The sequence below is a fragment of the Pannonibacter anstelovis genome (genome assembly GCF_036881715.1).
Lineage (GTDB): Bacteria > Pseudomonadota > Alphaproteobacteria > Rhizobiales > Stappiaceae > Pannonibacter > Pannonibacter anstelovis.
Genome location: NZ_JBAKBF010000013.1, coordinates 24,416 through 49,358, shown reverse-complemented (window position 1 = coordinate 49,358; position 24,943 = coordinate 24,416). Strand labels below are relative to the sequence as shown.

Annotated in this window: 29 protein-coding genes; 23 read left to right on the top strand and 6 right to left on the bottom strand. The window is 61.6% G+C overall.

All coding sequences use genetic code 11. From position 1 onward, the window contains the following. Positions 1-24: 24 nt before the first annotated feature. The 23 genes from V6L75_RS17795 to V6L75_RS17685 all read left to right on the top strand — a co-directional run bounded on the left by V6L75_RS17795 (position 25) and on the right by V6L75_RS17685 (position 20,168). On the top strand, positions 25-531 hold the full coding sequence (locus tag V6L75_RS17795) for a flagellar basal body-associated FliL family protein (RefSeq protein WP_334252822.1): 507 nt from the start codon (positions 25-27) through the stop codon (positions 529-531). After that, a complete protein-coding gene (gene fliP / locus V6L75_RS17790) occupies positions 528-1,277 on the top strand; it encodes a flagellar type III secretion system pore protein FliP (RefSeq protein ID WP_334252821.1) in 750 nt (249 codons plus the stop codon). Before V6L75_RS17795 ends, fliP begins: the two co-directional genes overlap by 4 nt. Positions 1,278-1,538: 261 nt before the next feature. Continuing rightward, on the top strand, positions 1,539-2,456 hold the full coding sequence (locus tag V6L75_RS17785) for a flagellin N-terminal helical domain-containing protein (RefSeq protein WP_334252820.1): 918 nt from the start codon (positions 1,539-1,541) through the stop codon (positions 2,454-2,456). A gap of 143 nt (positions 2,457-2,599) precedes the next feature. Next, positions 2,600-4,240 (top strand): flagellar basal-body MS-ring/collar protein FliF, encoded by a 1,641-nt coding sequence (gene fliF / locus V6L75_RS17780; protein WP_334252819.1) that lies wholly within the window; start codon positions 2,600-2,602, stop codon positions 4,238-4,240. Continuing rightward, complete coding sequence (locus V6L75_RS17775) at positions 4,240-4,875, top strand: hypothetical protein (protein ID WP_334252818.1); 636 nt, start codon at positions 4,240-4,242, stop codon at positions 4,873-4,875. The genes fliF and V6L75_RS17775 overlap by 1 nt, the downstream gene beginning before the upstream one ends. After that, a complete protein-coding gene (locus V6L75_RS17770; RefSeq protein ID WP_334252817.1) occupies positions 4,872-6,302 on the top strand; it encodes a MotB family protein in 1,431 nt (476 codons plus the stop codon). The genes V6L75_RS17775 and V6L75_RS17770 overlap by 4 nt, the downstream gene beginning before the upstream one ends. Then, positions 6,302-7,561, top strand: coding sequence for a chemotaxis protein (locus tag V6L75_RS17765; protein WP_334252816.1), 1,260 nt, complete (start codon positions 6,302-6,304; stop codon positions 7,559-7,561). The genes V6L75_RS17770 and V6L75_RS17765 overlap by 1 nt, the downstream gene beginning before the upstream one ends. Before the next feature lie 2 nt (positions 7,562-7,563). Beyond that, complete coding sequence (gene fliK / locus V6L75_RS17760) at positions 7,564-8,862, top strand: flagellar hook-length control protein FliK (protein ID WP_334252815.1); 1,299 nt, start codon at positions 7,564-7,566, stop codon at positions 8,860-8,862. Next, complete coding sequence (locus tag V6L75_RS17755) at positions 8,819-9,403, top strand: transglycosylase SLT domain-containing protein (RefSeq protein ID WP_425498803.1); 585 nt, start codon at positions 8,819-8,821, stop codon at positions 9,401-9,403. The genes fliK and V6L75_RS17755 overlap by 44 nt, the downstream gene beginning before the upstream one ends. A gap of 171 nt (positions 9,404-9,574) precedes the next feature. Further along, positions 9,575-10,849 (top strand): flagellar hook protein FlgE, encoded by a 1,275-nt coding sequence (locus tag V6L75_RS17750; protein ID WP_334252814.1) that lies wholly within the window; start codon positions 9,575-9,577, stop codon positions 10,847-10,849. Positions 10,850-10,877: 28 nt separating this feature from the next. Next, complete coding sequence (flgK, locus tag V6L75_RS17745; RefSeq protein WP_334252813.1) at positions 10,878-12,362, top strand: flagellar hook-associated protein FlgK; 1,485 nt, start codon at positions 10,878-10,880, stop codon at positions 12,360-12,362. Positions 12,363-12,365: 3 nt separating this feature from the next. Further along, the gene (locus V6L75_RS17740; protein ID WP_334252812.1) at positions 12,366-13,415 is read left to right on the top strand and encodes a flagellar hook-associated family protein; all 1,050 of its coding nucleotides are present in this window, start codon (positions 12,366-12,368) and stop codon (positions 13,413-13,415) included. Between the two features lie 68 nt (positions 13,416-13,483). Then, positions 13,484-13,834 carry a flagellar biosynthesis regulator FlaF gene (gene flaF, locus V6L75_RS17735; RefSeq protein ID WP_334252811.1) on the top strand — a complete coding sequence of 117 codons (351 nt, stop codon included), beginning with the start codon at positions 13,484-13,486 and terminating at the stop codon, positions 13,832-13,834. 5 nt (positions 13,835-13,839) lie between these two features. Further along, the gene (flbT, locus tag V6L75_RS17730) at positions 13,840-14,262 is read left to right on the top strand and encodes a flagellar biosynthesis repressor FlbT (RefSeq protein ID WP_334252810.1); all 423 of its coding nucleotides are present in this window, start codon (positions 13,840-13,842) and stop codon (positions 14,260-14,262) included. 10 nt (positions 14,263-14,272) lie between these two features. Further along, entirely contained in the window at positions 14,273-14,677 is a 405-nt protein-coding gene (gene flgD, locus V6L75_RS17725) for a flagellar hook assembly protein FlgD (protein ID WP_334252809.1), read from the top strand. Between the two features lie 2 nt (positions 14,678-14,679). After that, positions 14,680-14,946, top strand: a complete 267-nt coding sequence (locus V6L75_RS17720) for a flagellar biosynthetic protein FliQ (protein ID WP_334252808.1) — start codon at positions 14,680-14,682, stop codon at positions 14,944-14,946. A 144-nt stretch (positions 14,947-15,090) separates the two neighbouring features. Beyond that, a complete protein-coding gene (gene flhA, locus V6L75_RS17715) occupies positions 15,091-17,181 on the top strand; it encodes a flagellar biosynthesis protein FlhA (protein WP_334252807.1) in 2,091 nt (696 codons plus the stop codon). 2 nt (positions 17,182-17,183) lie between these two features. Then, positions 17,184-17,954: a flagellar biosynthesis protein FliR gene (gene fliR, locus V6L75_RS17710; RefSeq protein WP_334252806.1), complete on the top strand. Its 771-nt coding sequence runs from the start codon at positions 17,184-17,186 to the stop codon at positions 17,952-17,954. A gap of 7 nt (positions 17,955-17,961) precedes the next feature. Next, on the top strand, positions 17,962-18,399 hold the full coding sequence (locus V6L75_RS17705) for a flagellar biosynthesis protein R (RefSeq protein ID WP_334252805.1): 438 nt from the start codon (positions 17,962-17,964) through the stop codon (positions 18,397-18,399). A 14-nt stretch (positions 18,400-18,413) separates the two neighbouring features. Next, positions 18,414-18,905 (top strand): rod-binding protein, encoded by a 492-nt coding sequence (locus tag V6L75_RS17700; RefSeq protein ID WP_334252804.1) that lies wholly within the window; start codon positions 18,414-18,416, stop codon positions 18,903-18,905. A gap of 17 nt (positions 18,906-18,922) precedes the next feature. After that, positions 18,923-19,336 (top strand): hypothetical protein, encoded by a 414-nt coding sequence (locus V6L75_RS17695; RefSeq protein WP_334252803.1) that lies wholly within the window; start codon positions 18,923-18,925, stop codon positions 19,334-19,336. After that, a complete protein-coding gene (locus V6L75_RS17690; protein WP_334252802.1) occupies positions 19,333-19,791 on the top strand; it encodes a hypothetical protein in 459 nt (152 codons plus the stop codon). Before V6L75_RS17695 ends, V6L75_RS17690 begins: the two co-directional genes overlap by 4 nt. A 107-nt stretch (positions 19,792-19,898) precedes the next feature. Further along, complete coding sequence (locus V6L75_RS17685; protein ID WP_334252901.1) at positions 19,899-20,168, top strand: YnfA family protein; 270 nt, start codon at positions 19,899-19,901, stop codon at positions 20,166-20,168. Positions 20,169-20,316: 148 nt separating this feature from the next. Here V6L75_RS17685 and V6L75_RS17680 read toward each other — a convergent pair whose 3' ends face one another. The 6 genes from V6L75_RS17680 to V6L75_RS17655 all read right to left on the bottom strand — a co-directional run bounded on the left by V6L75_RS17680 (position 20,317) and on the right by V6L75_RS17655 (position 24,940). Next, positions 20,317-20,796 carry a hypothetical protein gene (locus tag V6L75_RS17680; RefSeq protein ID WP_334252801.1) on the bottom strand — a complete coding sequence of 160 codons (480 nt, stop codon included), beginning with the start codon at positions 20,794-20,796 and terminating at the stop codon, positions 20,317-20,319. Continuing rightward, the gene (gene flhB / locus V6L75_RS17675) at positions 20,796-21,872 is read right to left on the bottom strand and encodes a flagellar biosynthesis protein FlhB (protein WP_334252800.1); all 1,077 of its coding nucleotides are present in this window, start codon (positions 21,870-21,872) and stop codon (positions 20,796-20,798) included. Before flhB ends, V6L75_RS17680 begins: the two co-directional genes overlap by 1 nt. A gap of 88 nt (positions 21,873-21,960) precedes the next feature. Then, the gene (locus V6L75_RS17670; RefSeq protein WP_334252799.1) at positions 21,961-22,995 is read right to left on the bottom strand and encodes a flagellar motor switch protein FliG; all 1,035 of its coding nucleotides are present in this window, start codon (positions 22,993-22,995) and stop codon (positions 21,961-21,963) included. A gap of 94 nt (positions 22,996-23,089) precedes the next feature. Beyond that, positions 23,090-23,365, bottom strand: a complete 276-nt coding sequence (fliN, locus tag V6L75_RS17665; RefSeq protein WP_371328666.1) for a flagellar motor switch protein FliN — start codon at positions 23,363-23,365, stop codon at positions 23,090-23,092. A gap of 110 nt (positions 23,366-23,475) precedes the next feature. Beyond that, positions 23,476-24,012: a hypothetical protein gene (locus tag V6L75_RS17660; protein WP_334252798.1), complete on the bottom strand. Its 537-nt coding sequence runs from the start codon at positions 24,010-24,012 to the stop codon at positions 23,476-23,478. Beyond that, on the bottom strand, positions 23,993-24,940 hold the full coding sequence (locus tag V6L75_RS17655; protein ID WP_050474415.1) for a flagellar motor switch protein FliM: 948 nt from the start codon (positions 24,938-24,940) through the stop codon (positions 23,993-23,995). Before V6L75_RS17655 ends, V6L75_RS17660 begins: the two co-directional genes overlap by 20 nt. Positions 24,941-24,943: the final 3 nt, after the last annotated feature.

Genomic DNA, 24,943 nt, shown 5'->3' with positions numbered 1-24,943 from the left:
AGGGCCTGTTGAGGAGGCGTTTCCATGGCTGATCTTGCCAATGATCCTGACGGGCGCGATGGCTCGTCCGGCGGCTCCATCGGCAGCTTCATCCTGATCCTGCTTCTGCTGACGCTGCTTGGTGGGGGGATCGGTGCCGTCGCTGGCCTGCACTTTACGGAAACGGTCCGCAAGGCTGTCGCCGGTCAGGCCGCGACCGCTCCGGAAGAGCCTGATCTGGAGCAGATTTATCTCGCGCCCGTCAGGCTCAGGGAGCTCAAGCCGCTGGTGACCAACCTGGCCGCTCCGCGGGAGGCCTGGGTGCGGCTGCAGGCCTCGGTCGTGATCGACCAGGAGGGCATCGATGATGTGATCGTCCTGCTTGGCTACATTGAGGAAGACGTTCTGGCTTACATGCGCACTGTCACGCTGGCCCAGATCGAGGGAGCGGCAGGCCTTCAGCATCTGCGTGAAGATCTCAATGAGAGAGCACGGGCCCGCTCGGGCGGCAAGGTGCGCGAGCTGATCCTTGAATCCCTGGTGGTGCAATGACACGCAGGCTGCTGACCGCCATTCTTCTGCTGCTAGCTGGCACTGTTGCTGCCGGTGCGCAGGCCCTGCCGGATCTGTCCTCGCTGCTGCCAGCGGGTGAGGCCAGCGCCAGCGGCCGCATTGTACAGGTGATCGCACTCCTCACGGTGCTGTCGGTTGCGCCGGGCATTCTCATCATGGTGACGAGTTTTACCCGCTTTGCCATCGCCTTGTCGTTTCTGCGCTCCGGCATCGGCCTGCAGACGACGCCGGGCAACCTGATCCTGATTTCCCTTGCCCTGTTCATGACTTTCTATGTCATGGCGCCCACCTTCGACCGGGCGTGGAACGAGGGCGTCAAGCCGCTTCTGGCCAACGAGATCACCGAAGAGGTTGCCTATGAGCGGATCACGGATCCGTTCCGCGACTTCATGCTGTCGCAGGTGCGGGAGGCGGATCTGGTGCTGTTCGATGACCTTGCCGCCGGCCGTGTGACCAATGAAACCTCCGCAACGCCGGACAAGGTCGAGCTGCGGGTTCTGATCCCAGCCTTCATGATTTCGGAACTGCGCCGGGGCTTCGAGATCGGCTTCCTGATCGTTCTGCCGTTCCTTGTGATCGATATGATCGTTGCCACCATCACCATGTCCATGGGCATGATGATGCTGCCGCCCACGGTGATCGCCCTGCCGTTCAAGGCGTTGTTTTTCGTATTGATTGATGGATGGAATCTGCTGGTGGGCAGCCTGGTGCGGTCGTTCTTCTGAGATCGCCGGTGGAGGTACTCAAGGCATGGCGCGGCTTGCGCCGTGCCTTTTTTGTTTGAGGCGCCTGGATTTGCCCCTTGGCAACGCCGCTTTTGTGGTGCTAGCTTCTGGTCAGCTTCACGCAAGCCAGCAGCGCTAGCGTGAATATCACAGCAGGTTGAGCCCGCCCACCCTTTGAGGCTCAAAGGCATGATGCCGTCCTGCTGTACCGGTGAAAGCCCGGTATGTCCCCTTCAACTTTCCATATGAAAGGGACTAGATATGTCCAGCCTTCTGACTAACGCCTCCGCCATGACGGCGCTGCAGACCCTGAACAAGACCAATGCGTCCATGTCTCAGGTTCAGAGCCGCATCTCGACCGGCCTGCGCGTTTCCACCGCTCAGGACAACGCAGCTTACTGGTCCATCGCCACCACCATGCGTTCCGACAACATGGCTCTGTCGGCCGTGAAGGACGCCCTGGGTCTTGGCGCTGCTACCCTCGACGTGCAGTACACCGCCATGGACAAGGCCAAGGAACTGGTTGACGACATCAAGGCCAAGCTCGTTGCTGCCCGTCAGCCGGGTGTGGACCGTGCAAAGATCCAGGCAGACATCACCGAGCGTCAGGGCCAGCTGAAGACCATTGCCGACTCGGCAGTGTTCAACGGTGAAAACTGGCTGTCGGTCGACTCTAGTGCAGCTGATTATAACGGCACCAAGTCCATCGTGGGCTCGTTCAGCCGCGCTGGTGGTACGATTTCGATCGACACGATCACGATCGACATCACCCAGACCGAGCTGTACGACAGCGCCGATCAGTCTGGTATCATCGACAAAGATCGTACCGTCGGCGGCACCACCGCTAAGGTTTCGACCATCAACATCTCGGCTCTGACGGACTCCGCGGCCGACCTGACGACCTTGGAAGAGACGATCTCCGCCGTTGACGGTGCTCTGCAGGACATCGCCGACGCAGCGACCCTCATCGGCTCGGTCAAGAGCCGCGTCGACGGCCAGAAGAGCTTCGTGACCGCCCTGACCGATGCCATCGAGCGTGGTGTCGGCCAGCTGGTTGACGCAGACATGAACGCTGAATCGACCCGTCTGCAGGCCCTCCAGGTCCAGCAGCAGCTCGGTATCCAGGCTCTGTCCATCGCCAACTCCAACAGCCAGAACATCCTCTCGCTGTTCCGTTGATTTCAAGCCGCCAGCCGGCCTGAAACAGGAAGCCGCGCCCTCCCGGGCGCGGCTTTTCTGCTTTTGTGCGCCCGCAAGCCTCACGCCAGCCAGACCCGCGATAGTCGGGGCACGATCTCATCGACCTAGCACAGGGGTGTCGAATGCCGGGCCGTGAACATGCAGAAAAACTCTGGGCAAACCTCATGGAACTGGGCGCCAGGCGCCTCATCGCCCTTGCGCTCATCGGCATTGCCACGGTCGTCACAGTGGGCCTGGGGGCTTACTATCTCAGCCGCCCGCAAATGACGCCGCTTTACACCGGTCTTGAAGGGGACGACGTAAGCCGCATGGGTCAGGCCCTTCAGGACGCAGGCATTCTCTTTGACGTCAGCGAGGACGGGACTTCAGTCCTCGTGACCCCCGGCTCCGCACCGCGAGCCCGTATGCTTCTGGCCGAACGCGGCCTGCCGCGCGGCACCGGTACCGGTTACGAGCTGTTCGACAATCTCGGGTCGCTGGGGCTGACATCCTTCATGCAGGACGTCACCCGCCTGCGCGCCATTGAAGGCGAACTGGCCCGCACTATTCAGCTGATGCAGGGTGTGCGGGCCGCCCGCGTTCATATCGTGATGCCGGAAAAAGGCTCCTTCCGCCGCGACCAGCAGCCGCCGTCAGCCTCCGTGGTCATCCGCGCTGACAGCCCTGATGACGTCCGGATGGCCGACGCTATCCGGCACCTTGTCGCGGCAGCTGTTCCGGGGCTGACGTCGGATAAAGTGACGGTCCTCGATACCTCCGGCACCCTGCTGGCGTCGGGTGCAGATCCTGCCAACGCATCCGCAGGCCAGATGGCCAGTCTCGAGAGCGCCATCAGTGCACGCATCCAGGAAAGCATCCGCAAGACCCTCACGCCTTATCTCGGGCTTGATCATTTTCAGGTCAGTGTCGCGGCGACCCTCAACACGGACCGGCGCCGCGTCGCCGAGACGATCTTTGATCCGGACTCCCGCGTTGAGCGCTCGACCCGCAGCATCCGCCAGAGCGAGGCCTCGCAGAACGCCAGTACCCAGACTCCGACGACTGTGGAGCAGAACTTGCCGGAAGAGCAGGTTCAGGCCGATGGCGGTGAGCGCTCCAGCGAGGAAAACCAGCGCCGTGAAGAGACGGTCAACTATGAGATTTCCACCAAGGTGATCGAGACCTCGCAGGAGGGCTATCAGGTGGAGCGTCTGTCCATCGCCGTTCTGGTGGACCGGGTTCGTCTCATCGAGGCACTTGGCGGCAACCCCGATCAGAACCAGATTGATGATCAGCTGAAAGAGATCCAGGAGCTGGTCGCCTCCTCCGCCGGTGTCAGCGCGAACCGTGGCGACTCCATCAAGGTGTCGGTGGTCGAGTTCTTTGCCGGTGCCCGGGACATGGAGGCCGCTCCGCCGCTGTCGATTACCGAGCTGCTGATCCGCCAGTCGGGCAATGTCATCAATGCCGTCGCCATCCTGGGCGTTGCCGGCCTGCTGATCTGGTTCGGCCTGCGTCCGGCGCTGTCTGTCCTGATCCCGCAGAGCCGGGAAAAGCCCGCCGAGATTGCCGAAATGGCAATGGATGGCTCTCCGGAAGCGCTGGCCGCGCAGTTTGGCGGACAGGCCGCTCTCGGTGGGCCGGATCACTCCCTGCTGCTGGCTGATCTGACCAACAAGATGAACCAGTCGCCGATCAAGAAGCTGGAATCCCTGCTCGAGCTGAATGAGGAACAGTCCGCTGCCATCCTGAAGCAGTGGATGTATGAGGCGGAGCGCGCCTGATGACCCCCAAACCCATCGCCTCGCGCCTGCCGGTGCTCTCGAGTCCCGTGTTCCAGCATCTCAGCAGTGCCGAAGTCATCATGGCTGAAGTGATGCCGGTGGTGGAACGTGCGCCGGAACCCACGATCGAAGAACGGCTTGCCGCTGAATATGCGCGCGGTGTCCGTGCCGGGCGGGAAGAAGCCCGCCTGGCTGCGGCAGAAGATCTGGAGGTTCAGGTCACCGCCCTCCGGTCAGAGGCTGCCGCCGCGCGTGAAGCTTTCGAGGAAGAGCAGGCAAGGCAGCTTTCCGATGGCATCGCCAACGCCGTGGCCAGCCTGTCGCACCGCATGTCCGATGCTGTCGAACAGGTGCTTCTGCCGTTCCTGGAGCATGCCGTCCGGGACCAGGCAGTCAGCCACTTCTCCGCGACGCTGCAGGAGCTTCTGACCGGCCGGTCTGCCGTATTCGAGGTCAGCGGACCGAGCGCTCTCCTGGACCGGGTCATGCATCAGCTCGGGCCGCTGGCAGGTTCCGTCACTGTCCGGCAGGGCGACACGCCGGAACTGCAGGCCGTGCTTGGCGACACGATCATCGAGACGCAGATGGCGGATTGGCTTAGGCGCCTCAAGACGATGCGGGAGACCGAAGAATGAGTGCAGGTCTGCAGGCAAACGAGATCATCATTGTCCGCCGCCGCGCATCGCTTGAAAGCGATACTGTCAAGGGCGGGGTCTGGAAGATTGCTTTCGCAGACTTCATGACCGCCATGATGGCCTTCTTCCTCGTGATGTGGCTGATCAACGTCACGGACGAAAGTGTGCGCAAGGGCGTTGCCCAGTACTTCAACCCGGTGAAACTGGCCTCCACCACCCAGACCCGCAAGGGATTGAACGATCCTGATGTGCCTGGACCGGAGATCACCAATCCTGCCAAGATCGATGTGCAGATGGAGACCACGCCGGATCCGGACGGCAGCCCCGGAGCTGCAAACGGCTCCGATGCGACCGGGTCTATGCCATTGCGGGAGGGGCTTGTTGCAGGCCGCAGGGCAGGGGAGTTCAATCCGACGCTCTCTGAAGCTCAGCTTTTCAGCGACCCCTATGCTGTTCTGGATCAGCTGGTCGGCACACTTGGGGATCAACTGGAAGCCGGAGTGGCGCCTGAAACTGTTGGCATCGGGCAGCAGCAGACCGAAGGCGCTCAGGGCGGTGATGCATTCCGAGACCCGTTTGATCCGATGTACTGGCAGTTTCTCCCGGGCCGCAAGACTTCGGTGCAGGATGGCGGGCCGGCAGCTTCAGTGACAGGTCAGACAGCCATTGGCACTGTTGCCTTCGAGGCCCCGGCCACCGGTGAAGAAGGTGAGGCTCCGGCTCAACCACAGGGCACAGCTGCAGGACAGGTCCCGCAAACCGAGCCGGACGCCCCTCTGACGGCGGCCGCCCTTCCGCAGCCGAAGGAGGGCGTTGGGCCTGTGACAGTGACGGAAGCCGTGGCTGCTGCGCCGCAGCAGACTCCTGTGGCAGAGGCGCCCAAACCGGCGGCGCCGGAACCTGCAAAAGCTGAGATGGCAAAAGTTGAAACGGCAGAGGCAGAACAGGCCGCATCGAGCACGGAAGCGGCTGCTGCTGAAATCCGCGAGGCGATCACCTCTTCTGCCAATGGCCCTCTGGCCGAGACGGCCAGCCGCATCGAAGTCTCAAGGCAGGATGGCGGTGTCCTGATCAGCCTGACGGATGCAGAAAACTTCGGCATGTTCGCTGTCGGCTCGGCAGAACCGCGGCCGGAGCTTGTGAAGCTGATGGAACGGATCGGTGCCGTCCTGTCGTCCCGTCCGGGCAAGATCATCATTCGCGGGCACACGGATGCTCGGCCCTTCCGGTCGGCCAGCAATGACAACTGGCGCCTGTCCACCTCCCGCGCCCACATGGCTCTTTACATGCTGGTGCGGGGCGGGGTGGATGCCGGCCGTATCGATCGCGTCGAGGGCTATGCTGACCGCGAGCTGAAGCAGACGGATGATCCCTATGCGCCGGCAAACAGGCGCATCGAGATCTTCCTGATGGAGGAGGGCGCGTGATGGCGGGACCGGTCGCGTCTGACCGCAGCGTCGCATTCGTGCGCAACGCGGCATTGAGCCTCTTTCTGGTCCTGCCCTTCGGACTTGCTCATGATGCGGCGGGCACTCGGGCTGCGGCTCAGGACGTTGCGGCCCTGCCTCAGGCAAGTGCGCCCTACGAGATGGTTCGGACCCTGCAGATGCTGCAGGGACAGGTGGCGCAGGGCAACACCCAGGCCCATCTGGCTCAGCGCACCCTTCTGCAGCACATGAATGAGATGTTTCTGGCAGCGCCGCCATCGACCTGGGCAGACGCCCGCAATGCACGCGCCGCCGTCATCCATCTGCTGAGTGGCGGGCATCCCGATGTTATCCGCAAGCTCTTGACCCTGAAGGCTGCGCCCGCCGTCGAGGAGGACCTCATGCGCGGCGCGCTGGCCTATGTGGATGGCCGGCCCGAAGAAGCCCGGCGTTTGTTATCCGGCTACGATCCTATGGACATGGCGCCCAATCTGGGCGGTCAGGTTGCCCTGGTGCGCTCGGCTCTGGAAGTGGCAGATAATCCAAAGGAGGCGATGCGTCTGCTCGCCATCGCCCGTCTGCTGATGCCCGGCACGCTGGTTGAAGAGGCGGCTTTGCGCCGCGAGGTCTTTGTCGCAGGCAAGCTGGGTGACATCGAGGGGTTTCAGTCGCTGTCCATCCGTTATCTGCGCCGCTTCCGCGGCTCGATCTACGAGGGGGACTTCCGCCGCCGCTTTGGACTGGCGCTGGACTCGCTGGGGTTCAGCGAGGACGACGACCGCTTTGCCTTGCTGGAAAGTCTGCTGGCGGAATTCGATGAAGATACGCGCCGCGGCTTCTATCTCCGCCTGGCCCGCCGGGCCGTGGCGGGCGGCCATATTTCGATTGCCCGCAAGGCCTCCGAGCGGGCCATGCCGCTGGCTATGCCCGGAACCTATGACGAGACCCAGCTGAAGCTCTATCAGGCGGCAGTGTCGCTGCGCCCCGAGGATATCCAGAATACACGTCAGTTGCTCTGGTCGATCGACCGCAAGAGCCTCACGCCCCAGGACCGGGATTTGATGGATGCGGCTTACATCGTTCTCAATCACGTCCGCGATTGGCCCGAGCCGCCACGCGGTGTGATCGGCGAGTTCGGTGCCTATGCCATCTTGCCTGCGCCAGCCGATGCCTCCTGGAGCAAGCCGGTCATGCGGCAGGCCGAGCGGCTTCTGAAGCAGACGGAAGATCTGATGAACAAGCAAAAAGGGGGGTTCTGATCATGGCCATGATTGCAGCCACGGCGGCGGCGCCAGCAGCAGCTTCACCCGCCGCAGCCAGCAAGGCAGGTACGCAGGAGGAGGGCGGCAATGGCTTCTCCGATCTCATGCGCAAGATGAGCCCAAAGGACGGCAAGCAGGAAAAGGGCGGTGAACAGACACCGGCTCCGGCAGCGGCTGCTTCAACAGCGGCCCCTGATCTGACGCAAGGCGAAACCGCCTTGCCGGATTTGCTGGCGGGTCTGTTCGAGGTGCCTGTCCAGCCGGATGCCGGAGACGGCACTGCGCAGCCGGGCGGTGCTGCCTCGCTGATGGCTGCGCTGGTTCAGCCTGATGGCGCTGCCACCGCACAGATGGCTCCGGCCCTAGCGGCTGCCACGCAGGGGCAGCCGGCTGCTACCCAGCAAAGGACGGGGGCGCCAGAGCTTGGCGGCCCATGGACACAGACGGCGCAGCCCGTCATGCCCGAAGGCGTGGTCCGGTCTCAGCTGCAGGCTGCACCCCAGCCCCAGGCGCGGCAATTCATGCCGTCAGGCCCGCAGATGCCCACCAGCGCGGATCTGGCCGGACTGGATGACGCTGGTCTTATCTCCCGCCTGATCCGGTCCGATGGCGCAGCCGAAGCGGAGCCGGTGGATGATGCCGGTGCTCTCAGGGTTGCTGCAGGCATGGGCAAGATCAATGTGACGCGCGAAGAAACGCATTTTGCGCCGTCCTTGCGCCTGTCTCCGGCGCAGCAGATCGGAACCGCAATCGCTTCTGCACTGAATACGCCGCCGCAGCCTGACACGGCCCGCAGCGACGCTGCTGCGGCCGGTTTCCGCGTCCGCCCGGATGCGCCATCGGTGAAGATGCTGGAGATCCAGCTGCAGCCGATGGAACTTGGCTCGGTGAAGGTGACGATGAAGCTCACCGGCGACACCGTTCAGGTTGTCATGACGGCAAGCAATCCTGACACGGTTGAACTGCTGAAGCAGGACCGGCAGCTGCTGGACCAGATGATGCGTGCCACCGGCCACAAGGCAGACAGCATCACCATTCAGGCAGCAGGCGACGACCGCCCGGCGTTTCAGGTGACTGGCGCACAGGCAGGGCAAGGGGCGCAGGGCCAGGCGAGCGGCGATGGCCGTGGCGCGATGGCACAGGGGCAGTTCGGAGAGGCCATGGGCGGAAGCAAGGATGGGCAGGGTCAGGGTGGCAGCTCTTCCTCATCTTCTCAGGCGAACAACAGTAATGACGGCACGGAGGGGCAACAGCATGCAACGGCGGGTGATGGCCGCAGCGGCGCTTTGTATCTTTGAGCTTTTTCAGGGCGGCGGCCAGTTCGCCGCCCCGGCGCAGGCCGCTCCCGGGCAGGCCATATGCGAGCGGGAAATGGCCGCCGCAGCAAAGGCCTATCAAATTCCGCTCGGCGTTCTCTATGCAGTCGGGCTGACGGAGACGGGCCGGCGGAACTCGCTCTCGCCCTATGCCCTCAACATCGAGGGAGCGGCCAAATTTCCCGAGAACGCGAAGGCGGCGGAGCGCCAGGTGGCTGCGGCCCGGGCACAAGGCAAGAAGCTTATCGACGTGGGCTGCATGCAGATCAATCACCACTATCATGGCAAGCAGTTCCGCTCCGTAGCGCACATGCTGGAGCCGCAGGCCAATGTGCGCTACGCTGCCAGGTTCCTGAACGAGCTCCATGCCCGCCAGGGCACATGGACCATGGCCGTTGCGCGCTACCATGCCGGGCCCAACAACAACCCGGCGCAGAAGCGCTACGTGTGCAAGGTCATCACCAATATGGTGGCCTCCGGTTTCGGCAAGTGGACGCCGGAGGCAAAGTCCTTCTGCAAATAACCGCCTTTGCAATGCGGCAGGACAAGGCCCGGGAGCTGATCCGGGCCTTTTTGCTGCCGCGACCGGAGCAGCTCCGCCGCACGAAAATCCCGCAGGATGCCCGGCAACAGCCTCACGCAAGATTAACACCGTTGAATGGCAGCCGAGAGAGTTGGAAACGGGAGACGTTCCATGAGTCTTTACGGCGTAATGCGCACCGGTGTGTCCGGCATGAACGCGCAGTCCAGCAAGCTTGGCACGGTTGCTGACAACATCGCGAACTCCAATACCACGGGCTACAAGCGTGCATCGACCGAGTTCAGCTCCATGGTGCTGTCGCAAGGGTCGGGCAAATATAATTCCGGCGCTGTGAAAGCTCAGACGGTCTATTCGATTTCCAGCCAGGGCCCGGTCAGCTACACCAGTTCAGGCCTGAACCTTGCGATCGATGGCAATGGCTTCTTCGTTGTGGCCGACGGGGACGGAACGCCGTCCTTGACCCGTGCGGGCGCTTTTGTCGTCGACAAGGAAGGCTTCCTGGTGAACACGGCCGGCTACCGGCTGCAGGGGTATCCTGTTGCCAACGGCGCAGAACCCGCGATCGTCGCCAACGGCCTCGGCGGACTGGAGAACATCAATGTTTCCCAGAACCAGCTTGTTGCGACCCCGACGACCACAGCCAAGCTCTGGACCAACGTTCCCGAAGATGCCGCCCTTGTGCCGCCGGCCGACCTGCCTTCCGCCAATGCGGCCGGTGCGACTTACACCTCCAAGACCTCGCTCGTTGTCTTCGATAATCTCGGCAACGAAGTGAAGCTTGATGTCTATTACTCGAAGACGGCGCAAACGGCCGGTGACTCCACCTGGGAAGTCACGATCTTCAATTCTGCCGATGCGGCCCCTGGCGGTGGTTTCCCCTATACCTCGGGCCCGTTGTCGACCCAGACGCTGACCTACAGCCGTACGACCGGCAAGCTGGACGCGGCGAGTGCCACGGCTATCAACGTTGCCGTTCCCAACGGCGGCACCTTCGACATTGACCTGTCCGGCTCCACTTCCGTGGCAGCTGAGTTCGGCATTGCCGAGGTGGGCCGCAACGGTAATGCCCCCAGTGCCGTGGAGAAGGTGGAGTTCAGCTCGGACGGCACCCTGAGTGCCGTTTACGGGGATGGCAGCCGCCGTGCCCTCTACCGCATTCCCCTGGCAACCGTGCCGAGCCCTGACAAGCTCACGGTGCTCTCGGGCAATATCTATTCTGCATCGAACGACTCCGGTGAAATCCGCGTCGGCTTTCCGGATGAGAATGGTCTTGGGAAGCTGGAAGTTGGCGCCAAGGAAGACTCCAACGTCGACATCGCCACCGAGCTGACTTCGATGATCGAATCCCAGCGTGCCTTCACGGCCAATTCCAAAGTCTTCAAGGCAGGCTCCGACCTGCTGGAAGAGCTCGTGAACCTGGCGCGCTGACGGTCAGACCAAGGATGGAACTTCTGCCATGAGCCTGTCCGTAGCCCTGAAGGCCGCACAGTCTGCACTGAGCGCAAGGCAAATCGAGACCGCCACAATCTCGCGCAATATTGCCGGAGCACAGCAAGCAGGCTTCACCCGCAAGTCGGTCATGCTGAGCACCGTCATCTCTCAGAGCGGGACCGGCGGAGGCGTGCGCGTCGATGGCATCGCGCGCTCCACCGACAGCGGGCTTTACAAGGCGCTGCTTGGTGCAACTTCCCTTGCAAACTCCCAGAACGAGCTTGCTGCAGGTCTCGACAAGCTGGCGGGCACAACAGGTGATACGGCGCTGCAGCGCTCCCCTGCGGCGCAGCTTGGGAAGCTCGAAACAGAGATCCAGAAATTTGCGGCTGAGCCAGGCAACTCGATCCTGGCGCAGTCCATGCTGACATCCGCGAAGGATACGGCCCAGCTTCTGAATGAGTACACCAGCCTTGTTCAGGGGGCGCGGGCAGATGCCGATGCCGATATCGGCGCGTCCGTGAGCAGGATCAACGAGTTGCTGGGACAGATAGAGAGTCTCAACACGATTATCGTGAAAGGCTACTCGTCCGGGGCAGATATCACGGATGCCATGGACAGCCGGGATCAGGCGCTTCTCGCCCTTTCCGAAGAAGTCGGAATCTCTACCCTGACCCAGCCCGATGGCGGGGTGGTGATCTACACCGACAGCGGCGTCACTCTGTTTGAAACCTCCGCCCGCACCGTGTCCTTCGAGCCGACGATCTCTTTCATGGCCGGCACGGCGGGAAACGCCATCTTCATTGACGGAGTGCCGGTCACGGGTCCTTCTGCCATCATGCCGGTGTCGACCGGACGCCTGCATGGCTTGACCCAGCTGCGCGACAATGTGGCCGTCACCTATCAGAACCAGCTCGACGAAATCGCAAGAGGGCTGATCGAGGCCTTCGCCGAAAGCGATCAAACCGGCGGCGGCGGGCCGGATCAGGCGGGGCTCTTCACCTGGGCGGGCGGTCCTGCCGTCCCTGCGTCGGGCACCTTGTCTGCAGGACTGGCCGGCAGCATCCGCATCAATGCAGCCGCAGATCCCGATCAGGGCGGAAGCCTTGATCTGCTGCGTGATGGCGGCATGGCAGGCGCCAACTACGTCTACAATCCGAGTGGATTTGCAGGTTACACCGCGCGTCTGGATCAGATGATCACAGCGATGAATGACACGTCCCGTGTCTTTGACCCAGGCGTTGGCCTTGATCCGACAGCTTCTCTCAAGGGTTTTGCCAGTTCTTCGGTCGGCTGGCTGGAAGCGGGGCGCAAGTCATCCGCAGCCACAGTGGAAGTGCAGTCGGTGATCGTCACCCGCACGGCCAATGCCCTGTCCAACACAACTGGCGTCAATCTTGATGAGGAAATGACGCTTCTTCTCGATATCGAACGTGCCTACGGAGCGGCTGCCAAGCTGGTGACGGCTGTTGACCGCATGCTTCAGAACCTTCTGGACTCTGTGAGGTAAGCCATGACAACGCCACGCATATCCTCCTACACCTTTGCCGACACCAGCCGCAGCCAGTTGATGCGCCAGACGGCGCTGGTCGACCGGTTGAAAATGGAAATGTCGTCCGGCCGCAAGGCCGACGTGGGTCTGGACCTGGGCGGACGAACCGGAGACGCCGTGACTGTCCGGTCGGAGTTCGACCGCCTCAACAGCCTTGTTGATACGAATGCCCTGCTGTCTTCGCGTCTTGGCGTGACGCAGGCTGCCATGGACGACATTCTCAACTCGGCACAGGACATGCTCAAGACCCTCGTGGCCGTGCGTGATGCCAATGGAGCGAGCATTGGCGGCCAGAACATGGCCCAGGGAAACCTGAAACTGCTCATTTCGCGCCTGAATACCCAGACTGGCGGCGTTTATGTCTTTGGCGGGGTCAACACCGCAGAGGCGCCAATAACCGATTACTTTGCGCAGCCTGCATCTGCCAGCAAGACGGCACTGGACGCTGCCTTCTTCGCCGAATTCGGCTTCACTCAGTCTGACCCCGCAGTTGCGAACATTCCTGCGGCCGATATGAAGACCTTCATCGATGGCGCATTCCAGACTCTCTTCGAAGATCCGGAGTGGGGAAACAACTGGTCTTCCGCAACCAATGAGCTGATGAAGAACACCATCGCTCCCGGAGAAGCAGTCGACACAACTGTGAGTGCCAACGAAAAGGCATTCCGCCAGCTTGCTTCCGTCTATGCGATGATTGGCGATCTTGGCGCGACGGGCCTTAACGAGCTGGCCTACAAGACGATTCTCGACAAGGCGATCACGGTCCTGGGTGATGCTGTTGTTGGTGTCACGAATGCCAAAGGCAAGCTGGGGCTTGTGGAAGAGCGTGTGACGGAGACGAATGACCGTCTCAAGACGCAGACCGATATTCTCAACAAACGGGTCCTTATCCTCGAGCATATCGACCCCGAAGAGACTTCGGTGCAGCTCAACACCGCGCTGACACAGCTGGAAACCACCTATGCGGTCAGCGCGCGCATGCAGAACCTGAGCATCCTCAACTACCTGTGATCCATTTAGCCGGCGCAGCGGCCGCTCGCGGCCCGGCGCCGGACGGCAGCCAACACCAGAGAGGTGCCATGTACAAGTCCTCCTATGCCCAGACGATGGATGAGTTCGGAAATGATCCACGTCAGGATGAGCGCGAGGCGCTCGGGATCGTCATCGGCCAGCTTGAGCTGGCGCGTGAGAAGGGTGTCCGCTCCCGGGAGGCTGTCGAAGCCATTTTCAATGCGCGCCGGGTATGGACCTTTCTGCTGGAAAGCCTGTCGGAGAACAGCAACGAGCTGCCGGTGGAAATCCGGGCAGATCTGATCTCCATCGGCATCTGGGTCCTGAAGGAGCTGGAGCGCCTTCGCCGTTACGAGACGGAAAGCTTCGACGCCATTATCGAGATCAACGGGATCATCCGTGACAGCCTGAGGGGGTGACTGCCATGCACATTGCCCTGAAAGCCGGCGAACGGCTCTATATCAATGGTGCAGTAATCCGCGTCGACCGGAAGACATCGGTCGAATTGCTCAACAATTGCGTCTTCCTGCTGGAGAACCACGTTCTGCAGGCGCATGAGACCACGACGCCGCTGCGCCAGCTTTACTTCGTGCTGCAGTCCATGCTCATGGACCCTGCCGGTGCTCCGCAGGCACGTGATCTGGCAAACATGCTGCTGGTATCGACCCGCAGGACTTTCACAAATCCGGATATTGTTTCTGGTCTTTGCCAGGTCGACGAGCTGGTGACGGAAGGGCGGCTGTTCGATGCCCTCAAGACCATCAGGAATCTCTATCCGTTAGAGGCGTCCATCATGTCGGGCAGTCTCCCGAAAGAACCGGCAGCCGCCGGCTTTGTTGCAGCCTGAGGAGGCGAAGATGACCACAGTTCAGGGCGTTGGTGCTGCCGGCGCAGCCCAGTCCCAGTCTGCCGGTACGGCAGCACGTGACCAGCTCATGCTGGACTATAATGCCTTCCTGCAGCTGATGATGGCGCAGATGAAGAACCAGGATCCGACAGAGCCGGTCGACAGCACCCAGCAGCTGGCACAGCTTGCCAGCTTCTCGCAGGTGGAGCAGTCCATCAAGATGAACACGAAGCTGGAAACCATGCTGGCGAACATGTCCTTCGGCCAGGTTGACGACCTCATCGGGCGGACCGTGACGGATGCAGATGGTGTCACGGGCATCGTCAAGTCTGTGGAAGTCTACTCCGATGGCACTGTCCTCGGCCTCGACAACGGCAAGGGCATCCTGCTCGGCCCTGGCGTGAAGATCTCCTGATCATGAACGAGGCTGATGCGCTTGATCTGGTGCGGACCGCGATCTGGACGATCATCACCGGATCCGCACCGGCAATCATTCCGGCAATGGTTGTCGGCGTCTCGATTGCACTGATGCAGGCCCTGACGCAGGTACAGGAAGTGACGCTGACCTTCATTCCGAAGATCGTCGCAATCCTGGCCATGATCGTCGTTGCCGGCCCCTTCATCGGGGCCCAGATCTATTCTCTCACCGCACTGGTCTATGGCCGGATCGAAACCGGCTTCTGACGCCGGTTTCCATTGAGCCGCTGTGCCTGAATGCGGCTCCATACTCCCGGACACCTGCCTCCGGCCGCCTGCTTCCCGGGCTCCATGTTCGCGCAAGCTTCACCGGGCACAGTTGATCCAGCGATACAGTGACCGGGAGTGGGTATGTCCGAGACAGTCGTATCAACGAGCGGACCGGATAAGCCGGAAAGCCGCCGCGATATCGGCTTTGCGATTGGCATCGCGCTGATCCTCGCCGTTCTGTTCCTGCCGATCCCGGCCTTCATGATCGATACCGGGCTTGCCCTGTCGATCGCCCTGTCCGTGCTGATCCTCATGGTCGCCCTGTGGATCCAGAAGCCGCTCGATTTTTCATCCTTCCCGACGATCCTGCTGATCGCAACGATGCTGCGTCTCGCGCTCAACATCGCCACGACCCGGGTCATCCTGTCCGAAGGTCATCAGGGTGTGACAGCGGCAGGCCATGTGATCTATGGCTTCTCGCAATTCGTCATGAGCGGCGATTTTGTGATCGGCCTGATCGTCTTTGCCATTCTGGTCACAGTGAACTTCCTCGTCATCACCAAAGGCGCGACCCGTATCGCCGAAGTGGGCGCGCGCTTCACGCTGGATGCGATCCCCGGCAAGCAGATGGCGATCGATGCGGACCTTTCCGCCGGCCTCATCGATGACAAGGAAGCGCAGAGCCGCCGCCGGGAACTGGAAGAGGAAAGCTCCTTCTTCGGCGCCATGGATGGTGCGTCCAAGTTCGTGCGTGGTGACGCCATTGCCGGCCTTATCATCACGGCCGTGAACATTCTGGGCGGCATTGTCATTGGCACCACGCGTTATGGCATGGACCTGTCAACGGCTGCAGATGTTTTCGTCAAGCTGTCGGTGGGCGATGGTCTCGTCTCGCAGATCCCGGCCCTCATCGTGTCGCTGGCCGCCGGTCTGCTGGTCTCCAAGGGCGGCACCCGCGGCACGGCCGAGAAGGCCGTTCTGGGGCAGCTGGGCGCCTATCCGCGCGCCCTTTTCGTCGGGGCGATGCTGATGGGCATCATGGCGCTGATGCCGGGGCTCCCGACCATTCCCTTCGCCCTTCTCGGCGGTCTGATGGCCTTCATCGGCTACACCATCCCGCGCAAGCTGGAAGAAAAGCGCAAGATGGCCAAGGCCATGGCCGATGCCGAGGAAGCCAAGGCGCAGCGCGAGAGCAAGGAATCCGTCAAGGAATCCCTCAAGACGGCGGAGATCGAGCTTTGCCTCGGCAAGCAGGTCGCAGCCCAGCTTCTGGTCGGCCACAGCGAGCTGGCGCGCCGTGTCGCACGCATGCGCCGCAAGTTCGCCGAGCAGTATGGATTTGTCGTGCCCGACATCCGGGTCTCCGACAGCCTGACGCTGCCGCCGAAAGGCTACCAGATCAAGATCCACGGCACCGTCGTGGCGGCGCAGGAGGTGAAGGTCGGCGAACTTCTGGTGATGGCCAATGACGATCATCCGCTGCCGATGCTGGGCGAGCCGACGCGCGAGCCTGCCTTTGGCATGCCTGCCTATTGGGTGCCGATGGCCTATCAGGACGAGCTGAAGCGCGATGGTTTCATGCCGGCCGACAACAACACGGTGATCCTGACGCATCTGTCCGAGGTGATCCGCAACAACCTGCCGCAGCTGCTCTCCTACAAGGATATGCGCAATCTTCTGGACCGGCTCGACCCGGAATACCGCAAGCTGATCGAGGATATCTGCCCTTCGCACATCTCCTTCTCTGGCCTGCAGGCGGTTCTCAAGCTGCTCCTGTCCGAGCGTGTCTCGATCCGCAACCTGCATCTGATCCTGGAAGCGGTCGCGGAGATCGTGCCGCATGTGCGCCGCGCCGAGCAGGTGGTGGAACACGTACGCATGCGTATCGCCCAGCAGATCTGCGGTGATCTGGCCGAAGGCGGCCCCTTGCACGTGCTGCGGCTTGGCAACCGCTGGGATCTGGCGTTCCACCAGAGCCTGAAGCGCGACAGCAAGGGCGAGGTCATCGAGTTCGATATCGAGCCGCAGCTGGTCGAGGACTTTGGCACCCAGATGTCGCAGACCGTCAAGGCTCTGGTTGCCGGCGGCAAGCGCTTTGCCGTCGTCGCGGCCCCTGACGCCCGGCCTTATGTGCGCATGATCGTGGAACGCATGTTCCCGACCCTGCCGGTGCTCTCACATCTTGAAATTGCGCGAGGGGTAGATGTGGAAACCATCGGCAGTGTGTCCTGACCATGGCCGGGGCGGTCCTGTCCCAGTTCGGCGTCGAGGCGCTGCTGGCCACCTTCATGCTGTTCTGCCGGGTTGGCACCTGTCTGATGGTGGTGCCGGGCTTCGGCAGCGACCGCGTGCCAGTCAAGGTGCGGCTGTTCGTGGCGGTCTCGGCTTCGCTGGCGCTTGCGCCCATGCTGGCGCCTCAAATTCAGGCGGCGATGCCAGCTTCAGATCTCGGGACGGTTGGGCGTTTCATTCTGAGCGAGCTGTTCACCGGGTTGCTGATCGGGCTCATGGGGCGTTGCTTCATCGCCGGACTGGAGATGATCGGGACCTTCATCGCCATGTCGATCGGCTTGTCGAACATGCCGGGGATGGCCATCGAGGGCAACGAGGGCCTGCCGCCGCTGGCCAGCCTTATGACGGTGACGGCCACGGCAATGATCTTCATTACGAACCAGCACTGGGAACTCTTCCGGGCGCTGGCGCAAAGTTACAACGCCTTGCCGCCTGGTGCGCCCATCGACCCGGCGGCAGGGCTGGCACAGCTGACGGACCGGCTGTCCGACGCTTTCTGGCTTGCCCTGCGCATCGGCAGCCCTTTCGTGATCTACGCAGTCGTCATCAACTTTGCCCTCGGGCTCCTGAACAAGCTGACGCCGCAGATCCCGGTCTACTTCATTGCCACCCCATTCCTCATTGCGGGCGGCATGTACTTTCTCTTTGTCATCCTGGGTGAGGCGATCACGCTTTTCCTGGACGGCTATGCCAGCTGGCTCAGATTCGGTTGAGGCAACAATGTCGAAGAACAGCAAGGAAATCGGGCGCATTCTCAAGCTGCAGCGCCAGATCCATCAATTGTCAGCCTGGATGCTGGTCAATCTCGACCGTCAGGATGAGCAGCTTGCCGAGAAGCAGGACCGTGTGCTGCGCGCCCTGTCCGAGGGCGACCTCGCCATGCATGACCGCTTCATCCGAAATGCCTCGCAGCGCCTGAAGACCATCGCCGAGGAGCAGGCGCAACTGTCTGCGGCCCGGGAGAAAGTGGAAACGGAAATGGTCCGCCAGGGACGTATGCTGAAGGTCACAGAGCGGCGCCTTGAGACTGTGGCCAAGCTCGAACGCCAGGCAGATGAGCACCTGAGCCTGGCCGAGATCCTGGAGCGCCACGTCGGCGGGGCAACGCAAGCCTCCCACAAGCTGGACGACCTAGTTTCAAAGGCAATGAAGGCGTAACGAGGACCTTTGCCATGGCGATTTCTCCTGTTTCTGACATCGTCCTCGATGTCGCCCGCGCCGCGGATCCGCAACAGATCCGGGCAGCCGCCGCCAAGCTGCAGAGCCTTGCCTATTCGGCGTCCGGTGACAGCGGCCTGTTTGAGGATGCCATGGCGGCCGCGGGCCTCTCAGGCGGGCGCGGGCTGGATAACTCGCAGTGGCCTGTTGACGGTTTTGCGCCTGCCATCGGGTCCGCCGGTTCGGCGCGCGTGGCGATGCTAAACGATACTGCCCTGAACACGCGGACGCTGTCGCCAGCCCAGAAGTTCGAAGCGCTGATGATGCAGCAGATGGTGGAAGGAATTCTGCCTGAAGACGCGGAGAGCGTGTTCGGTTCCGGCACGGCTGGAGGTATCTGGAAATCCATGCTGGCTGAGCAGATCGGTAATCAGATGGCTGCACGTGGCGGCATCGGTATCGCGGAGCTTATCGCCAAGACCCTCGGCCAGCGGGAAACCGCCTGATGGAGCTGCTGCCTGACATGTCTGATGAAGAAAATGCAGAGATTGCACCGCCTGTTGCCCTGCCGGCCTATGTGAATGATTCACTGATCATGGCCATCATCAAGGCGCACACGGTGGTTGAGGCCGAAACAGCAGCCTTGCGGGAACAGGGAACGGCAGATCTTCGTGCCTTTGAGTTCCGCAAGAGCCAGGCCCTGCTGGAGCTTGCCCGGGCGAGCCGGACACTGCTTGCGCCAGGCGGCGATGGAGTGCGGGACGTGGCCGTCGCCACGGAGCTGAGGCGCCTGCGTGCTGCGCTGGAGGCCAATATGCAGGTGCTCTCGCTGCATCTGGATGCCGTCCGCGAGATCGCGGGAATGATCTCCCAGGCGATGCTCGAAGCGGACTCCGACGGCACTTATTCCCTTGACCACGCGAGGGTCCGCCCATGATGCGGCTCCTCTTTGCCGGCCTTTGGGTTTGCCTGACGACGCTTGGCGCCTCCTATGCCGCTGTCTACTGGATGACGCAGGACGGTAAGGGTGCAGCCAGGGACGAGCGCCTGATGGTCGGCATCGATTACGAGCAACTGAGGACAATCAACGTGCCCATCATCGAAAATGGCGCGCTGCAGGGATATGTGGTGGTGCAGCTTGTATTCACGGCGGATGGAGAGGCATTGCGCCGGAGCCCGGTGAAGCCGCAGCCTTTCATCATCGATGAAGCCTTCCGTCTGCTCTATACCGATGAGAAGCTTAATTTCCGCAGGCTTGAACGCTATGACATCGAAGGCCTCAAGGCCAAGGTCAGGGATGCCGTGAACACGCGGCTTGGAAGCAAGCTCGTGCAAGACATTCTGGTTGAAGAGTTCAACTACTTCACAAAGTCAGACGTCCTGTCGCATTGAAATTGAGCCCCTCCGGGCCTGTGACAACCTTCTGCCGGCACATCTGTCTGCCGGCTCCATCATGTCAGTTGACGGGTGGGGCGAAAGTTCGCCTGAAGCTGCCGGCAATGCCTGTCCTGTGCATCTATCCTGTGACAGGTCCCGCCGGACGTCAGATACAGACAGTCCTTCTTTTCCCTGGTGCCGCCTTGGCCGAAATCACCGGATGCTTTGCCGTCTGGGACCGGTGGGGGCTGGGCAAGTCTGACTGGTGGCTGTTGCCGGGCGCGTTTGCGCTGGCTCTTTTTGCCTTCCTGCCGGCGCGGGCGGACTGTCCGGACGCGGGCCGTACCTTTGCAGCCTATACCCGGATATATGTTGTGAATTCGCCCCTCTGACTGTGGCTTGTGGAGGCTGCGTGGCCAGGCCGGCGGGATATGGCCGGTGTGATTGTCATCCTGGCCGGCAGTCCTGATCATCATTGCAGGTCTGCACTGCGCCTGACCGGGCTCAGGGCGCAATCCGGCCACGTCGACAGCCTTTGTGTTACTGAGGCAGCGGCTTCAGGCGGGCATCCGCCAGCGCCTCGACAAGACGCCGGGTGTTTTCTTCCGGATCTTCTGACGGGTCGGCAAACTCGATGTGATGGATCTCGACACCTGAACCGCGGGCGTTCAGCGTCAGGCTGAAATAGATCCAGACCCCGTTGTTGCGGAACTCGAGGTCAAGCCGGACATCGGGCGTCGTGTCCCAGTCCGCCTCCACATGGGCGCCAAGGCCGTAACGTAACGTCTCGTTCTTGAAGAAGAGCTCGGTCGAGGACTTCACGAGGTCAGAGATATTGGCGTGTTTTTCCGTGCGCACGAAGGCGATGAAGTCGGTGACGTCGATCAGGCGCAGCTCTTCGGCAACGTCAGCAACGGCCTGTGCGAGGGCTTCTTCCCGCAGGCGCACCGAACCCGGAATCCGCGGCATCTGGCTGAAGGATCCCATGCTCATGTTGAAGCCCTCAAAACTCTCGTGCATCACACGACCTTCACTGTCTTGCGCGAATACACGTAACAGATGATTTCTGCAACCATTCTATAGAATTGCGGCGGAATCATTCTTTCCAATTCGGTACTCGCATAAAGTGAACGGGCAAGCTCGCGGTTCTCTACGACGGGAATGTTGTTTTCCTCTGCAATCTGCCGGATCTTGAGGGCGATCAGGTCTTGTCCCTTGGCAACGACAATCGGGGCAGCCGTCTCATCACGCTCGTAGCGCAAGGCTACGGCAAAATGGGTCGGGTTGGCGATCACGAGCGTCGCCTTCGGCACGGCCGCCATCATCCGGTTGCGTGCCCTGTCACGGGCGAGTGAGCGCTGGCGGGCTTTGACAAGCGGATCGCCTTCGGCCTGCTTGAACTCGTCTTTCAGCTCCTGTTTGCTCATGCGCAGGTTCTGCCGCCAGTGCATGCGGGCCCACAGAAGATCAAGGGCCACCAGCAGGATCGTCGCGATACAGATGCCCGAAAGCAGCTTCATCGACAGATGGAGGATGGTCTCGGGGAGGGCGGACGGGTCGGTGAACATGGCATTCACCAGCGCATTGGCGTTCGAGCGAAGCAGCAGGAACGCGACCAGGCTGATGGCTGTGAACTTGAAGACCGACTTGCCGAACTCGACAAGCCCCTGCATTCCGAAAAGCCGGCTCCAGCCCTTGGCGAGCGAAAGACGCGACAGTTCCGGCTTGATGCGGGTGAAGACCACCTTCGGGGCATTCTGGAAGAAGGAAGCAGCAAGGCCTGCGACCATGAGCATCGCCACGATGGGTGCGAGGAACAGCCCCAGATCCAGACTGAGGGCATGGGTGAGCTGAATTGCATCCGATCCATTTCCAATGCTGTATCCCCCCGCATTGTCGATGAAACCCGAGAGCCCGCCGCTGAGGCGCTGGACACCCGGTGAAATGACGAAACTTCCAATCAGCAAAACAGCCAGAAAGGCGGAGAGGATCGAGGCCTCCTTGGAAACAGGTATGTCTCCCTTGTCGATCGCATCCCTGATTTTCTTCTCTGTCGGTTCCTCTGTTTTAGAGTCCTTGTCGTCCTGATCTGACATTTACGCGTCCACCGGTTTGCCAGTCTCCTGCCCTGCCGTGAGGCAAGGGGCCATTGCCCCGGCTTCTGCCGGGAAGCGTGCGCCGGGCTTACCGGAAGACGGCGCTGTCTTCCTGCTTCGGATTGAGGTCGATCTCTCCGCGGCCTGCCATCTCCAGGGCAAGGTCCGTGATGGAGGAACGCGCCTGAAGCACTTCGCGCTGTCCGGCCGGTTCGCCGCCCGCCAGCTCGTGCTCGACGATCTTGCGCGTGCGCGATGTCATGGAAGACAGGATAACCTCGCGGAAGGCGCGGTCTGTTCCCTTCAGCGCCAGCACGATCCGGTCTGTCGGGATCTGGTCGAAGATGGCCATGCGCGTGCGGGCGTTCAGGTTGATGATGTCGTCGAAGGTGAAGAGCAGTCCCTTCAGCAGCTCCGCCGACTTCGGCCGTGCATCCGTCAGGCTCGACAAGGCATCTTCCATGTGGTCGCGGTCCATCTTGTTGAGGATGTCCGCCATGCGTGCATAAGAGTCTGCTTCCATCGTGCCCGAGAGATTGAGCATGAAGTCTTCATGCAGCGTCTTTTCCACGTCGCGCATGATCTCCTGGACGATTGCCTTGATCGACAGCATTCTGCGCATGAGCTGGTTGCGCAGCTCCGGCGGCAGCTGGCTGAGCACCTTTGCAGCGGCTGCCGGCCTGATCTTCGACAGGATCAGGGCCGCCGTCTGCGGATGCTCCTTCATCAGATAGTTGGCCAGCACGGTTTCGGACACTGTCGCGATCCGGTCCCAGATCGACCTGTTGGAATTACCCAGCACATCGGACATGATGTCAGAGAGCTGCTCCTCTGGAAGCACACCCTCCAGCATCTTCTCCACTTCATTCGGCGTGCCATAAAGGGTGGTGCCGTTGGAGAACTGCGTAATGAAGTCTTCCGCGAGCTGATCCAGCTCCTCTGCCGCCACCGTGCCAAGCTGGGCTGCAGCCACGGTGATCATGCGGATTTCTTCCTGATCGAAATGCTGCAGCAGCCGGCGTGAGCTGGGTTTGCCAAGCGCCAGAAGCAGTGCCGCGACCTTCTGCGTGCCCTTGAGGGTGCGTGTCGGCAAAAGGGTTTCGGCAGATGTGCTCGCATTCATTTTGCGGTCTCTCCTGCAGCTTCAGTCGGACCAAGGCTCTGGGATGCTTGTGCATCATGCCTTGAAATTGCTCATGCGCCGCGCAGGCCTGGTATCAGGCGTCGAGCAGGCTGTTCTGGGCGCTGATGATTTCGGTCAGCGATACGCCGAAGCGGGAGTTGTCGTCTTCCACGACGACCACTTCGCCACGGGCCACCACGCGGCCGTTGACCACGATATCGACCGGCTCACCGACCCGGTGGTTGAGCGGAATGACGGCGCCGCGGCCAAGCTTCAGCAGATTGGCAACCAGCATTGTCGCCGAGCCCAGCACGACCTGGATGTTGACCGGGATGCCGAGGATCGTGTCGAGGTTGCGCTCGTCGCCCATCAGATCGGAACTGGTCAGCTTTGCGCTCTTCGATCCGCCGGTTTCAACCTTGGCGAATTCAGCTGCACCTGCGGCTTTGGCGGAAGGGGTCTCGTTCATATCATTGCTGCTCATGTCAGATCATCCTTGCGGTGGATGGATACGGATCGGAACGGGCCGGTGGCCAGGTCATCCAGACGGTGAACCTTCATTTCCGTTGGTGCGGCGGCCGCGTGTGGTTCGCTTGCCGGCGTTGCGCTGTTGCGCAGAACCGTCTCGACAACCGTTGAAACCATGTCGCTGGCAGGAGGATCCATGTGGCCGGCCTTGGCACGCATGGCCATTTCGGTCGAAAGCTGCTTCAGCTCGGATTTCAGCACCGCCTGCTGGCGCTTGGCTTCACGGGTGAGGGCGTCGATCTCGGCGATGAGTTCCCTGGCATCGTCCATTCTGGCGCCGAGTGCGTTGAGCACCTGAGCCCCGCGGACGTTGAGCTCCTTGACCGATACCTCGATCCCGTCAAGGGCCAGCGCCGTCTGGTCAAAAATCCGCTGGTAATCCTCATGATAGGACCCAAGCCGGCGCAGTTCCCGGTACATGGTCACCATCTTGAAGCTGGTGACCGCCAGAGCGATCAGCAGCACCGCATCAACGAGATAGGAGATCATCGACGATATCCTTTTCCAGATGGATCAGGTCCTCGACCTGAAGGGTGTAGGAGCCGTCCAGCTGGCCAAGACGGCAGTTGAAGATCGGCTGCTGGTTGCACTCCAGCTTCACCGGACTGCGGGGCGTGGCCTGCAATTCAATGATCTGGCCAATCTTCAAGTTGGCAATTTCGCCCAGGGTAAGCTCGCGCTCTTCCAGCACGGCCTGCAGCTTCACTTCCGTGCGCTGGATCTCGGCCTGGAAATGCTGGGTCCATTGCTTGTCGCGTCCCGCCATTTCGCCGGACAGAACCTGGGAGAGGCGCTGGCGCAGCGGATTGAGGGTGGAGTGCGGCATGACGACGAAGATTTCGCCGCCGCGGCCGATGGCCTGCAGCAGCAGGCGTGCGACAACAGCCGGATTGTTTCGGCGGCCAATGATGGCGAAGTCCATCCGGCTTTCGACACGCTCGATCTTCAGGGTCGTTTCAGCGATGGGACTGAACGATTCCTGCAGAGCATTGGCGGCCACTTCAAAGACCGTGCGGGCAATGCGCGTCTCGATCGACGAGAAAGTGCGTTCTTCATCGATGGGCGGCTCGGTGCCATCGGCGCCGAACAGCACGTCGATCATCGTGAAGATGAAGTCCCGGTCAAAGCCGATCAGCAGGCGTGTGTCCCATTCCGGCGAATAGAGCACGGCGACCAGGGCGTTGGATTCATACACATCCAGAACATCGCCGATACGCTCGTTGCCGATGTCGGAGACCGAGATGTAGGATGGCGAGGCCGACTTCTGGCGCATCGCATCGGCAAAGACACGGGCCATGCGGTCGAAGAGCACGGGCAGCATCGGCAACCGGTCGACGGAAATGCCTGCGGCGTCCAGCAGACGGTCCGTGATCTGGGCGCGTTCCGAATGGAACGAGTTGGCAGCGTGATCAAGCATGAC